Annotated in this window: 10 protein-coding genes; 4 read left to right on the forward strand and 6 right to left on the reverse strand. The window is 70.6% G+C overall.

Annotated elements, in window-relative coordinates; genetic code table 11:
• Window positions 1-14: 14 nt before the first annotated feature.
• From ASH02_RS21050 to ASH02_RS21060, 3 genes are read right to left on the reverse strand one after another with little or no spacing between them, the layout of a single operon-like run.
• A complete protein-coding gene (locus tag ASH02_RS21050) occupies window positions 15-575 on the reverse strand; it encodes an antibiotic biosynthesis monooxygenase (RefSeq protein ID WP_056682933.1) in 561 nt (186 codons plus the stop codon).
• A 12-nt stretch (window positions 576-587) separates the two neighbouring features.
• Window positions 588-1,601: a hypothetical protein gene (locus tag ASH02_RS21055; protein WP_056682938.1), complete on the reverse strand. Its 1,014-nt coding sequence runs from the start codon at window positions 1,599-1,601 to the stop codon at window positions 588-590.
• Window positions 1,598-2,164 (reverse strand): RNA polymerase sigma factor, encoded by a 567-nt coding sequence (locus ASH02_RS21060; protein ID WP_056682941.1) that lies wholly within the window; start codon window positions 2,162-2,164, stop codon window positions 1,598-1,600. Before ASH02_RS21060 ends, ASH02_RS21055 begins: the two co-directional genes overlap by 4 nt.
• A gap of 64 nt (window positions 2,165-2,228) precedes the next feature.
• Here ASH02_RS21060 and ASH02_RS21065 point away from each other — a divergent pair, with 64 nt between their 5' ends.
• Window positions 2,229-2,537 carry an antibiotic biosynthesis monooxygenase family protein gene (locus tag ASH02_RS21065; protein WP_056682944.1) on the forward strand — a complete coding sequence of 103 codons (309 nt, stop codon included), beginning with the start codon at window positions 2,229-2,231 and terminating at the stop codon, window positions 2,535-2,537.
• Window positions 2,538-2,627: 90 nt separating this feature from the next.
• On the opposite strand, the gene ASH02_RS21070 is transcribed toward ASH02_RS21065, so the two are convergent.
• The 3 genes from ASH02_RS21070 to purD all read right to left on the reverse strand — a co-directional run bounded on the left by ASH02_RS21070 (window position 2,628) and on the right by purD (window position 7,304).
• Window positions 2,628-4,442: a BCCT family transporter gene (locus tag ASH02_RS21070; protein WP_235532594.1), complete on the reverse strand. Its 1,815-nt coding sequence runs from the start codon at window positions 4,440-4,442 to the stop codon at window positions 2,628-2,630.
• Between the two features lie 96 nt (window positions 4,443-4,538).
• On the reverse strand, window positions 4,539-5,957 hold the full coding sequence (gene purB / locus ASH02_RS21075; RefSeq protein WP_056682947.1) for an adenylosuccinate lyase: 1,419 nt from the start codon (window positions 5,955-5,957) through the stop codon (window positions 4,539-4,541).
• A 78-nt stretch (window positions 5,958-6,035) separates the two neighbouring features.
• Window positions 6,036-7,304 (reverse strand): phosphoribosylamine--glycine ligase, encoded by a 1,269-nt coding sequence (gene purD / locus ASH02_RS21080; protein WP_056682950.1) that lies wholly within the window; start codon window positions 7,302-7,304, stop codon window positions 6,036-6,038.
• A 27-nt stretch (window positions 7,305-7,331) separates the two neighbouring features.
• On the opposite strand from purD, the gene ASH02_RS21085 reads away from it, so the two are divergent.
• The 3 genes from ASH02_RS21085 (at window position 7,332) to ASH02_RS21095 (ending at window position 13,638) form a co-directional block, all read left to right on the forward strand.
• Window positions 7,332-9,404, forward strand: a complete 2,073-nt coding sequence (locus tag ASH02_RS21085; protein ID WP_056682955.1) for a serine/threonine-protein kinase — start codon at window positions 7,332-7,334, stop codon at window positions 9,402-9,404.
• A 124-nt stretch (window positions 9,405-9,528) separates the two neighbouring features.
• Window positions 9,529-11,559, forward strand: a complete 2,031-nt coding sequence (locus tag ASH02_RS21090) for a serine/threonine-protein kinase (RefSeq protein ID WP_056682957.1) — start codon at window positions 9,529-9,531, stop codon at window positions 11,557-11,559.
• Between the two features lie 18 nt (window positions 11,560-11,577).
• Window positions 11,578-13,638, forward strand: coding sequence for a protein kinase domain-containing protein (locus tag ASH02_RS21095; RefSeq protein WP_056682960.1), 2,061 nt, complete (start codon window positions 11,578-11,580; stop codon window positions 13,636-13,638).
• Window positions 13,639-13,664: the final 26 nt, after the last annotated feature.

A 13,664-nucleotide genomic window follows, 5' to 3' on the forward strand; every position in this document is an offset into this window, starting at 1 on the left:
GAGCCTATCCGCGCTCACCGGTGCAGCCACCACGACATCCGTCGGGTGATCCATGGCAGGAAGACGTAGGTCATCAGCGGCGTCATCACCATCACGGACGCGAGTACCCGCGGCACCAGCGGCCAGTCCGCGATCGAGTGGCCGACCACCCAGTTGGCGGCCAGGCTCAGCGGGAAGAAGACCAGGAAGATCGTCACCATCTGCTTCCAGCGAGGAGGCGCCGGCGGGGGCGGCTCTGAGTCTGCACCGTCGGAGACGTCGTACGTCGTGGGCTCGTCGAACCAGCCTTCGATACCGGTTCGGCGCTCGACGTGCGACTCACCGATCCGGCCCTGCGCGGCGGCGAGCCACCAACGGCGTTGCGCCGAGGCCTCCCACACCGCGAGGGCCGCCGCGTCCGCGAACCGGTAGAGCATGTGCCACTCGTCGGAGTCGATCGCCGGGCGGACCCAGCCGACCCCGAGGAATCCGTCGAACCGCTCGGCGAGCGAGGCGCCGGCCTCCACCCACGCGAGCATCTCCGCGTTGTGCTCGGGATCGATGTGGCGGGTGATGGAGACGGTGACGGCAGTCATGCCCCCAGAATGTCAGTCGTCGACCATCGTGCCGTCGTTGCAGCCGTAGAGCCGCATGAGTCGGGTGGCGTCGCGACCCGCGGCCATCGCGTCGCCCTGCTCCCAGATCTGCTCCGGCCACGCGCCCGTCGTGGCCATCTCGTCGAGAATCGCCCATGAGTGGCTCGCCTTCATGGCGTTCGCGGCCCGGTCGACCAGGGTGTCGTCGCCGCGGGCCTGGCCGGCCGCGTACTTGTCGAGCCACACGCAGGCCACCGTGCCGGTGAGCTTCGCGCCGAGCTGGTAGCGGTTGGTGGCGCCGTCGATCCGCACGGTCGTGGGGTCGAACCCGACGGGCGTCTTGACGTCGGAGAGCATCTCCGTGACCACCTCGGCCTGCTCGCCGGGAGTCACCACCTCCGGCGGCAGGCCGGCCGCGAACGCCTTCACGTCGACCGGCTGAAGGTCGTCGAGGAGGGCGCGGAACGCCTGCTCGTCCATGCCCGAACCTCGGATCTCGAGGAAGCCGTCGCCGTCGACCCCACGGATCACGGTGTGGTCGGTGGTGCCATACGCGAACATCAGGGCCGGCTCGCCCCACAGCCGGAGCTCATCGGGGTCACCGGCGTCGCCGCGGTCATCGACCCGGTCGTCGTGCTCGCTGGCCTTGCTCCAATAGACGTCCAGCTGCTGGCCGCCGTTCGCGAAGACGATCTCGCCGTCGGTGCCGTCGACCATGTTGATGACCCGCCAGCCCTCGAGGCCCAGCAGTGCCCGGTCGACCGGCCCCGGCACGGCGGCAGCGAACGCCGGGGCGTCACCGGAGGCGCCGTCGTCGTGAAGGAGGTACGCCGGCACGCCGGCGATCACCGCGATCGACGCGGCCGCTGCGGCCACCGTGATCCAGCGCGGACGGGGTCGCTTCAGGTGGCTCGGTGTGTCGATGACGTCCAGGACGGGCGTGGCCATGATTTCCTCCAGCAGCTCGGCCCGACCCTCGTGAAGCGGGAGCCCGCCGATCGTCTCGTCACTCAGCTTGTGGTTCATGCCCCCTCCTTCCGGGTGGGTTGTGGGTGTCTACTGGGGGAATGTCCGGGCGGCAGCGGATCGTTGCCGAGGATCTCGCGCAACCTCGACCTGGCCCGCGAGAGTCTCGGTCTGACCACCACCGTGGTGAGCCCCAGGACCTCTGCGATCTCGCGCGGTTCGAGCCCCTCCCAGAGATGGAGCTGGAGGACCTCCTGGTCGCGGCCGCTGAGCCGGGAGATGGCCGCGTTGACGTCGGTGCCCTGAACGACCCCGTCGGCGATGTCGGGCACCACCGTGGCCACCTGCTGACGGAGCCGCGTGCCGAGCTGGTGCCGCCGCCCCTCGCCGCGCCGGTGGTTGGCCAGCACCCGGCGTGCCACGCCGTACAACCAGGGGCGGGACTCGCCGCCGGTCGGCATGTGGGAGAGCCGGCGCCAGGCCACCAGGAACGTCTCGGCGGTGACGTCGGCGGCGTCCTCGGCTCGGTCCGCGCGACGCAGCGCGAACCCGAGCACGGCGTCGAAGTGCTCGGCGTACAACGCCCGGAACGTCTCGTCGCGGCCCTGCGAGAACTGGCTCATGACTCCCTCATGTCCGGGCAGGGCCACATCGTTGCACGCGCTCCGGGCCGCTAGTGTCTTGAGCATGCCCGTCGTGAAGATCAACGCAATCAACGTTCCCCCGCAGGCCCACGCCGAACTGGAGCGCCGGTTCGCCGCACGCGCCGGCACGGTCGAGAACTCCCCCGGCTTCCTGGGGTTCCAGCTCCTGCGGCCCACTGCCGGGGAGGAGCGCTACTTCGTGGTGACGCAGTGGACCGACGAGGAGTCCTTCGCTGCCTGGCGTGACGGCGACGCGCGCAGCGCGCACTCCGGCGAGCACGGAAAGCCCGTGGCGCAGGGCGCCGAGCTGCTGGAGTTCGACGTCGTGCTCGACGTCAAGCCCTCCACCTGACCCACACGCCCGGCCCGGATCACACGAGAAGGGGCCGCGACACACCGATCATCCGGTGAGTCGCGGCCCCTTCTGTGCCTGACCAGAGCCCTACTGGGTCTTGTCGGTCGGGGTCGTGTCGGCCGACTCCTCGTCCTCGGACCCCTCCGCCGGCTCGGTCTCCTCGATCGCGATCACGAAGTCGTCACCGTGCTCGGTGACACCCGCGACGACCGCGTCGTGGACCGCCTGGCGGGCGTACGCCGACCGCACGATCAGGGGATCCTGGGAGAGGTCCTTGACCAACGAGACGCACAGGCCGACCATCACGAACACGAACGGCACGGCCGCCACGATCGTGATGTTCTTCAACCCGTTCAAGGCCGTGTCGCCGCCGATCAGCAGCATCACCGCCGCGACCGCTCCGGTGGCCACACCCCAGAAGATGACCGGGGCCCGCTTCGGCTCGAGGGCGCCGTGCTGGGACAGCGAGCCCATCACGATCGACGCCGCATCGGCACCGGAGACGAAGAAGATGCCGACGAGGATGATCACCAGCACCGTGGCGATCGTCGAGAACGGCAACTGGTCGAGGGTGTTGAACAGCTGGGCCTCGGCCCCGCCCTCGAACACCTTCTTGCCGTCCATCTGGAACTTGATCGCGGCACCGCCGAAGACCGCGAACCAGACCAGGCTGACCAGGCTCGGCACCAGAAGCACGCCGGTCACGAACTGGCGGATGGTGCGGCCCTTCGAGATGCGGGCGATGAACATGCCCACGAAGGGGGTCCACGAGATCCACCAGGCCCAGTAGAAGACCGTGTAGTAGGTCAGCCAGGACTCGGTGTAGGCGCCCTGGCCGTTGACCCGGCCGGTCATCTCGGGCATCAGCCCGACGTACTCGGCCATCGCGCTGGGCACGAAGTTCAGGATGAACATGGTCGGGCCGACCACGAAGACGAAGACCGCGAGCACCAGGGCCAGCACCATGTTGATGTTGGAGAGGTACTGGATGCCCTTGGAGACACCGGAGACGGCAGACAGGATGAAGCAGATGGTCAGGAAGACGATGATGCCGACCAGCACCGCGTTGCCGACGTTGTTGATGCCGCCGACGACCTTGACGCCCTCCTTGATCTGGAGGGCACCGAGACCGAGGGACGCGGCGGAGCCGAACAGCGTGGCGAAGATCGCCAGCATGTCGATGACCTTGCCGATCGGGCCGTGCACGCGCTTGCCGAGCAGCGGCTCGAAGGCCGAGCTGATCAGCTGGAGGCGGCCCTTGCGGAACACGCCGTACGAGATGGCCAGGCCGACCACCGCATAGATCGCCCACGGGTGGAGCGTCCAGTGGAACAGGGTCTGCGCCATCGCCTGACGGGCCAGCTCGACCTGGGTGTCGCCGTCGGTGCCGGGGATGCCGGCGGGTGCCGCCGGGTCGGTCGCGTCGCCCGCGAAGAAGGTGAGCGGCTCACTGACGCCGTAGAACATCAGGCCGATGCCCATGCCGGCGGAGAACATCATCGCGATCCACGACGAGGTGCGGAACTCGGGCTCCTCGTCGTCGCGGCCGAGCGGGATGTGGCCGTACTTCCCGAGCGCCAGCCAGATCGCGAAGATCACGAAGCCCGAGGCGGTCAGCACGAAGAACCAGCCGAGGGTCTCCATGGTCCAGCTGAGGGCGTTCGTGGAGGCGGAGCTCAACGAGGCGGTGCTGACGAAGCCCCAGACCAGGAACCCGATCGCGATCGCCGCGGTGACGCCGAAGACCACCTTGTCGAGCTTCGAGGTGTCCTGGGCTTCCTCCAGGACGGGCGGGAAGTCGAGCGCCGGGTGGGACTGACCGCCGGCCGGGCCGGTGTCGGTCAACGACCGGGCCCGGTCGGTTGTCTTCTTCTGTTCCGGTGGATCTTGCTTCGTGGTCACGAGTGGGGCGCCTCCTCGGCGGTCAGGGGTACAGCCCTACGACCGTTTCAGTTCACACCCGATGTCGCAAGCCGGGATGTGCCCCGGGTCACATCGTCACAGGATGTCGCCGGGGGTGTACGCCGCCGCTTCGGGGTGCCGCTCCACGACCTCGGCCACACGTCGTACGACGGCCTCGGTCTGCGCCACTGCCGCACCCGTGAACGTGATCGGCTCCGCCACCAGGGCGGCGATCTGGTCCTTCGTGAGGCCCAGGCGCGGGTCGGCCGCGAGCCGGTCGAAGAGGTCGTTGACGGCGAGTCCTTGGCGCATCTCGAGCGCCACGGCGACGGCGTTCTCCTTGATCGCTTCGTGAGCCGTTTCACGCCCGACGCCGTTGCGCACGGCGCTCATCAGCACCTTCGTGGTGGCCAGGAACGGCAGGTAGCGGTCGAGCTCGCGCTGGATCACGGCCGGGAACGCGCCGAACTCGTCCAGCACGGTGAGGAAGGTCTGGAACAGCCCGTCTGCGGCGAAGAACGCGTCGGGCAGCGCCACCCGGCGTACGACCGAGCAGGACACGTCGCCCTCGTTCCACTGGTCGCCGGCGAGCTCGCCGACCATGGAGAGGTGGCCGCGGAGGATGACCGCGAGGCCGTTGACCCGCTCGCAGGAGCGGGTGTTCATCTTGTGGGGCATCGCCGAGGAGCCGACCTGGCCCTCCTTGAAGCCCTCGGTGACCAGCTCGATGCCGGCCATCAGGCGAATCGTCGTGGCCAGGTTGGACGGGCCGGCGACCAGCTGCACCAGGGCCGAGACCGCCTCGAAGTCGAGGGAGCGCGGGTAGACCTGGCCGACCGAGGTCAGCACGTTGTCGAAGCCGAGGTGGGAGGCCACCCGGGACTCGAGGTCGGCCAGCTTGGCGGCGTCACCGTCGAGCAGGTCGAGCATGTCCTGGGCGGTGCCCATCGGGCCCTTGATGCCGCGCAGCGGGTAGCGGGCCAGCAGCTCGTCGATGCGGGTGATCGCGACCAGCATCTCGTCGGCGATGGTCGCGAAGCGCTTGCCGAGCGTGGTGGCCTGGGCGGCGACGTTGTGGGAGCGGCCGGCCATCACGGTGGTCTCGTGCTCGGTGGCCAGGCGAGCCAGCCGGGCCACGGTGGCGACACCGCGGTCGCGCAGCGTCTCGAGGGACTGGCGCACCTGGAGCTGCTCGACGTTCTCGGTCAGGTCGCGAGACGTCATTCCCTTGTGGATGTGCTCGTGGCCGGCCAGCGCACAGAACTCCTCGATGCGGGCCTTCACGTCGTGCCGGGTGATCCGCTCGCGCTCCGCGATGGAGGCGAGATCGACCTGGTCCACGACCTTCTCGTAGGCCTCGACGACGCCGTCGGGGACGTCGATGCCGAGGTCCTTCTGGGCCTTGAGCACGGCGATCCAGAGCTGCCGCTCGAGCACGATCTTGTGCTCGGGCGACCAGATCGCGGCGAGGTCGGCGGCGGCGTAGCGGGTGGCGAGGACGTTGGGAACGGTCACGAGTCGACATTCTCCCACGTGAGCCGGAGCCTCCCGAATCACGTGCCTGCGGGAGAGACGGGCGTCGGGGCCGTTCCCTCAGTCGCGGGCGGAGGCGCCTTCGACGACACCGAGGGGCTCGGCGGCGATGTCGGAGCGCCGCTGCTGGCCGTCGAAGGTGATCAGGTCGGCAGCGGCGTAGGCGCGGGAGCGGGCGTCGTCGACGTCGTAGCCGAGAGCGCGTACGGCGAGCACCCGGCCGCCCGCCGTGACCAGCTGGTCGTCGACGATCGCGGTGCCGGCGTGGATCACGTCGACGTCGTTGACCCCGTTGGCCGCTCCGACCCCGGTGATCACGTCGCCCTTGGACGACGACTCGGGGTAGCCGGCCGAGGCCAGGACCACGGTCACCGACGCCTGGTCGCTGAAGCGGGGCGCCTCCACCTCGGACAGCCGGCCCTCGGCGGCGGCCATCAGCAGCGTGCCCAGCGGCGACTCGAGGGTGGCCAGCACGGGCTGGATGTCGGGGTCGCCGAAGCGCACGTTGAACTCGATCACCCGGGGGCCGGAGTCGGTCAGCGCCAGGCCGACGTACAGGCAGCCACGGAACGGGTCGCCGCGTCGCGCCATCTCGTCGAGCGTCGGCTGCACGACCGTGTCGATGACGGTGGTGGCCAGGTCGTCGGGCGCCCAGGTCAGGGGTGTGTAGGAGCCCATGCCGCCGGTGTTGGCGCCGCGGCCACCGTCGAAGATCCGCTTGAAGTCCTGGGCCGGGCGCAGCGGGTGGGCCGTCGCACCGTCGCAGACCGCGAAGAGCGAGACCTCGGGGCCGTCGAGGAACTCCTCGACCACCACGGTGCCGCAGGTGGCCGCGTGGGCCAGGGCCTCGTCACGGTCACTGGTGACGACCACGCCCTTGCCGGCGGCCAACGCGTCGTCCTTCACGACGTACGGCGCACCGAAGGCGTCGAGCGCGGCGGCGACCTCGTCGGCGTCGGCGCAGGTGAAGGAGCGGGCGGTCGGCACCTCGGCGGCCGCCATCACCTCCTTGCTGAACGCCTTGGAACCCTCGAGCTGCGCGGCCGCGGCCGACGGGCCGAAGCAGGCGATGCCCCGACCGGTCACGGCGTCGGCGACCCCGGCGACCAACGGTGCCTCGGGCCCGACCACGACCAGGTCGGCGCCGAGGCGTACGGCGAGGTCGGCCACGGCAGGCCCGTCCATTGGGTCGACCTCGTGCAGGGTGGCCGAGGCCGCCATGCCGGGATTGCCGGGAGCCGCGTGCACCTCGGTGACGGCGGGGTCCCGGTCGAGCGCGAGAACCAGGGCGTGTTCGCGGCCGCCGGTGCCGATGACGAGAGTCTTCACGGAGATCGATCCTAGGATGGCGCCACCATGTCGCTGCACTCACCCACACCCGGCACCCGCTTCGGGCGCTATTTGATCGAGGAGCGCATCGGCATGGGCGGCATGGGCGTGGTCTTCCGGGCCACCGACACCCGGCTGAACCGCACTGTCGCGCTGAAGGTGATGGCCGGCCGGCTGCAGGGGGCCGACGAGTTCACCCAGCGGTTCGAGCGCGAGGCCGACATCATGGCCCGCCTCGACTCGCCGCACGTCATCACGATCCACGACCACGGCGTCGAGGACGGCATCCCCTGGATCTCCACCCAGTTCGTGCGGGGCGGCGACCTCAGCGACCTGCTGCGCGCCACCGGGAGGCTGCCGCTCGACCGGGCCGCACAGATCTGCGCGCAGGTCGCCGGCGCCCTCGACGACGCGCACGCGGCCGGTGTGGTGCACCGCGACGTGAAGCCGAGCAACGTGCTGCTCCGCGACCGCGGCACCGAGCCGTTCGCCTATCTCTGCGACTTCGGCATCGCCCACGCCGGCACCACGGGCCTGACCCAGACCGGAGGCGTGGCCGGCAGCTGGGCCTGGCTGGCTCCGGAGCGGACGAAGGGCGACCCTGGCGCGCCGGCCTCCGACATCTACTCCCTCGGGTGCGTCCTGTGGGCCACGCTCACCGGGCACGCGCCGTACGGCGGCTCGGACGTCGAGGTCGCCCTGGCCCAGGTGCAGCAGCCGGTGCCGCAGTTCGTCGGCGACGATCCGGCGACCCGACGGGTCAACGCCGTCCTGTCGCGGGCGCTGGCCAAGGACCCGGCCCGCCGCTACGCGTCGGCCGCCGACTTCCGCACCGACCTGCTGTCGCTCACCCGGTTCGGCGACCGCACCCTCGTGGAGCCCACACCGTCGACACCGCACCGCGAGGACACCGGCACCGCCGTACGCTCCGGCACCGCAGGGGCTCCCCCGCGTCGACACGGCCGGCGACGGTGGATCCCGGTCGCGGTCGCCGTGGCCGTGCTGGCCGGCACGGGTACGGCGTACGCCGTGTGGCGCGACGACGCCCCACAGGACGACGAGAATGACCCCGCCGCGATCCTCGGCGACGTCGACGGAGACGGCAAGGGCGACCTCCTCGTCCGTTGGTACAACTACGGCGACTCCTACAAGGAGGGTCGCAACTTCCTGGTGCGCTCAACCGGAACGGGATTCACCGACCCCGAGCGGCAGCTGCAGCCGGAGGGCTATCTCGTGCGCGGCGACGTCGACGGGGACGGCCTCGACGACGTCCTGGGCATCAACGACAACCTGGAGACCAAGGGGCTCGACGTCGAGGTCATCACCGGCACCGACGACCGGTTCGACGCGGGGTTCCCCAGGCGGGGCAGACGCGACGACGCCTTCCCGCTGCTGGCCGACATCGACGGCGATGGCTTGGACGACCTCGTGCTCACCTGGGCACGAGACTCCTCATCGAGGGACTCCGTGCTGGAGATCGAGGTGGCGCTGAGCAGCGGCGACGACTTCGCCGACCCGGAGCCGGTGGCCACCCTGGAGAACTGGACCTCCTACGGCGAGCAGATCGTCGCCGGCGATGTCGACGGCGACGATCGAGACGACCTCGTGGTGCGCCGGGACGGGGTTCGGCCGGGGACCGACGCCGCGCCTCAGCTGCAGGTGTTGCTCTCCGACGGGTCCGGCTTCCAGACACCGTCGAATCCACGCAACACCCCGAAGAACGGCGTCGTCGCGACCCCTCTCGACGTGGCTGACGTGGACGGTGACGGTGCCGACGAGATCGTCACCCACCTGCGCGGCGCCCCCGGCACGATCCGGGTCCACGAGTTCGAGGACGACACCATCTCGGCCGGCGAGGACTGGGTGGTCGACCTCGTCGACGACCCCGACGACCCCTTGGACACCGCCATGATCGATGTGAACGGGGACGGCAGGGCAGACGTCGTGGTCCAACGTGCCATGACCGACACCGGCGTCCCCTTCGATGTCGCCCTCTCCACCGGGCAGTCCTTCGACTCACCCCTCCGCTGGGGCGAGATCGCCTGTCTCAACAAGGGCTGCGACGAGACCTTCTCGATGCTGACGAACAACATCACATGATCGCGTCGCTGCGGACCGCGAGCTCGGCGGCCGTATGGTTCAGTCCTGTGACCAGGACAATGGTTCTGGCGCCGTCGGCCGGGCATAGTGTCCCCGTGCTCGACGACACGTCTGGAAGACCGCGATGACCTCCGTGCCCCGCGTCGGGCAGAACTTCGGCCGCTATCGCCTCGAGCGCCTGCTCGGGCAGGGCGGTATGGGCATGGTGTTCCTGGCCACCGACACCCTCCTCCAGCGCCAGGTCGCCCTGAAGGTGATGTCGGGCAACATCGCCGGCCAGGAGGAGTTCCTCCAGCGATTCCATCGCGAGGCCAACGTGCTGGCCCGGCTGAACTCGCCGCACATCACCCAGATCTTCGACCACGGGGAGCACGACGGCGTCCCGTTCATCGCCACCCAGTACCTGCCCGGGGGCGACCTCGGCGAGCTGGTCCGGAAGCGCGGGCCGATGCCGGTCGCGATCGCCGTCGACCTCTGCGCCCAGGTCGCCGCGGCGCTCCACGACGCGCACCGCGCCGGCGTCGTGCACCGCGACGTCAAGCCGGCCAACGTGCTGGTCCGCGACCCCGACACGAACCAGCCCCGGGCCTACCTCTGCGACTTCGGCATCGCCCAGACCGAGCAGGAGGGGCTCACCGTCGCGGGTGGGGTGGCCGGCACGTGGGCCTACCTCGCACCCGAACGCTCCCTCGGCGCTCCGGCCACCCCGGCCAGTGACATCTATGCCCTCGGCTGCCTGTTCTGGGCAGCGTTGACGGGGCGCCCGCCGTACGGCGGCACGGACGTGCAGATCGCCCTCGCGCATCGCAACGCCCCGGTGCCGCGGTTCAACGGCACCGACGAGACCGCGGCGGCGGTCAACCGGTTCCTCGACCGGGCGATGGCCAAGGACCCGGCCCAGCGGTTTCCCACCGCGGAGGCGATGGGTCGGGCAATGACCGCGCTCGGCGGCTCCGCACGCACCGGGTTCGATCCTGCCGACGTCGACGAGTACGTCGCCAGGGTCGAGGCGCCCCGACGCACCCGGCGTCGTCGTACGCCGCTGGTGGTCGGCGCGCTCGCGCTCGCCGTACTGGCCGGCGGCGGCATCTGGTGGGCGCAGGCCGGCCCCGGAACCGACGGGGGCGGCGACGAGCCGACGGCCGAACCTGAACCGACGGTGGAGCCGGAACCCGCGCCGGTCGTGGGCGACCTCGACGGTGACGGCTACGGCGACCTCGAGCTCGAGAACGACGACTCCGCGGACATCCTCGGCCTCCGGTTCTCCGGCACCGCAGACGCCACGAAGATGCGCAGCGCGAAGGTCAGCCCGATCGACTCCCGGCAGATCCTGGCCGACTTCGACGGCAACGGCCTGCCCGACATCGGCAAGCAGGCTTCGGAGACCCTCACCGTCACCTTCGACTCCGGTCGCACGGCGGCGTTCCGGCTCACGACCGGTGAGGGCGACGACAGCGCGAGCCTGGTCGTGGCCGGCGACTACGACGGCGACGGCACCGACGACCTGGCGCTGGTCTTCGACGACCTCGACGACGGCCCTGCCCGCATCACGGTGCTGCTCAACCGCGGCAACCGCTTCGCCAAGGGCACGGTGTGGGCGGAGGTGCCGATCTCGACCTTCGACACGGACTTCGCGGTGGGCGACTTCGACGGGGACGGTGACGACGACCTGGCCGCGACCGTCGAGTCCGGGGTCCGCTTCCTCGGCACGACCTCCGACTACGACGCGCGCCTCACCCTGCTGCGCGCCGAGGGCACCCGCTTCGTGCCGGCCGCACGTGCACCCGAGTCGCCCGACCCGTACGACGTCACCCTCGGCGCCGCCGACGTCGACGGCGACGGCTCGTCCGAGCTGCTCGTCTACACCTCGGGGTTCGACGCCGATCGACTGCGCACCTGGCAGGCCGGGGACGAAGGCTTCACACCCGGCAGCATCACCCTCGACGCGGGCACGCAGTCGCAGTCCGTCCTGCTGGCCACCTCCGACGTCGACGGCAACGGGCACCCCGACGTGCTCCTCGTCCCGAAGGGCATGGGACGCCGCAAGGAGATCAGCGTGGCACTGTCCGACGGCACGACCTTCGGCTCCTTCTCCCGTTGGGCAGCGTGCACGCAGTGCGGCTACAGTCCATCACCCCTCGACTCCATCCGATGACGCGCGAAAGGGAGACCCGTGCCCCTGCCTCGCACCGGTGACCTCTTCGGCCGGTACCGGATCGACGCCCAGCTCGGAACCGGCGGCATGGGCGTGGTGCACCGGGCCCACGACACCGAGCTCGGCCGCACCGTCGCGCTGAAGGTGATGTGGCCGCACCTGGCCACCGACGAGGGCTTCCGCACCCGGTTCCTGAACGAGGCCACCACCCTGGCCAAGGTCGACTCGACCCACATCGTCGCGATCTACGACCACGGTGTGCACGACGACGTCCTCTACATCACCACCCAGTACGTCGAGGGCGGCGACCTCGGCGCCGTGCTCGAGCAACGCGGTTCGCTCCCGCGTGCCCTGGCCGCGAGGGTCTGCGTCCAGATCGCCGGGGCCCTGCACGACGCCCACCGGGCCGGCGTCGTGCATCGGGACGTGAAGCCGGCGAACGTGCTCCTCCGCTCCGCCGACTCGTCCGACACCACCGAACCGCAGGCATATCTCTGCGACTTCGGGGTGGCGCAGACCCAGTGGAGCCGGGGACTGACCATGACCGGGACGGTCGCCGGCACGTGGTCATGGCTGGCTCCCGAACGCGCCCAAGGCTCCCCGGGCACACCGGCCAGCGACATCTACTCCCTCGGCTGCGTGCTGTGGGCCTGCCTGAACGCCGGCGCAGCGCCGTACACCGGGCCCGACGTCGAGGTGGCCGCCGCCCACCTGACCGAGCCGATCCCGCAGCTGCCCGGCGACGACCCGCTCACCCGGCGCTTCAACGACCTCCTGGACCGCTCACTGGCCAAGCACCCGAAGGACCGGTTCCGGACCGCGGCGGCGTTCCGCGACCAGTTGCTGGCGGTGGCGCGTGCCGCAGACCAGTCCGGCGCCGCGACGACCACGACCGCACCGCGGAGACGGCGTGGCCGTCTGGTCGCCGCCGTGACCGCTGGCGCGCTGGTGCTGGGCGGCGCAGGGTTCGGCGTCCAGAGGCTGCTGGCGGCCGAGGACGAGCCGACCGCCGACCCCGGCCGCAGCTCCGCGGGCGGTGCCGACCGCCGACCCCTGGTCACGGGCGACGTCGACGGCGACCGGCTGGGCGACCTGATGTTCGACCGGGACCGGCCGGGCAGGACCTCGCTCGAGACCACCATGACCAGCACCGCCGACGGGTTCTCCCGGCCCCGGGGCAGGAAGGCCTCCAAGGGGTCGGTCTACCTGGGCGACGTCGACGGCGACCAGCGCCTCGACCTCGTCGACATCACCCGACTCGGCAAGGTCCAGGACCGCACGGACGTGCCGCTCTCGATCAAGGTCCGGCACGGGGGCAGTGAGACCACCACCCACAGGGTCACCGTGCCGAACACCGGGAAGTACGTCTGGGAGATGCTCGGCGACTTCGACGGTGACGGGCGCGACGACATCGGCCTCTCCACCGACCGGTCCCCGGGAGTGATCGAGCTCTGGGTCGTCCCGGCCACCGACGACGGCTTCGGCGAGCCCGTGTCCTGGGCCCGGATCCGGGGGCTGGGCAAGTCGGTCAGCAACGCGATGCTGCCCGGAGACTTCGACGGCGACGGAAAGTCGGACCTGGCCGTGGAGAGGTCCTACGGTTCGAAGGTCGCCAAGAGCGGCCTGCTGCTGATCCGGTCGAGCGGCACCGCCTTCGGCCAGCCCGGTCCGGCGCGGGTCACCCCCGAGAACACCTTCACCACCGGCAGCGTCGCGCCCGGCGACTTCGACGGCGACGGCACCGACGAGCTGTCACTCCTGGTGGACACGCAGGGCGACCAGGAGGTCCGCGTCTTCCGTGCGTCGGGCGACCGCTTCGACGCCGGCGAGTCATGGGTCGTCACGCCGCCCGGGATCGTCAACGGATCCTTCACCGACACCGTCGCCTCCGACGTGGACGGCAACGGTCGCGACGACCTGGTCCGGTTGGACCGGTGGAACACCGAGCCCTGGCAGATCGACGTGCTCATCTCCGAGGGCACCAACTTCGCGCAGCCGTCACACGCCACGGCGTTCGACTGCGCGAAGACCTGCGAGTGGTACAACGGCTCGATCATCGGGCCGTTCGCCCTGCAGTGACCCGGCCGGCCGGAGCCCGGGTCGTG

This window comes from Nocardioides sp. Soil796 (assembly GCF_001429525.1).
GTDB lineage: Bacteria > Actinomycetota > Actinomycetes > Propionibacteriales > Nocardioidaceae > Nocardioides.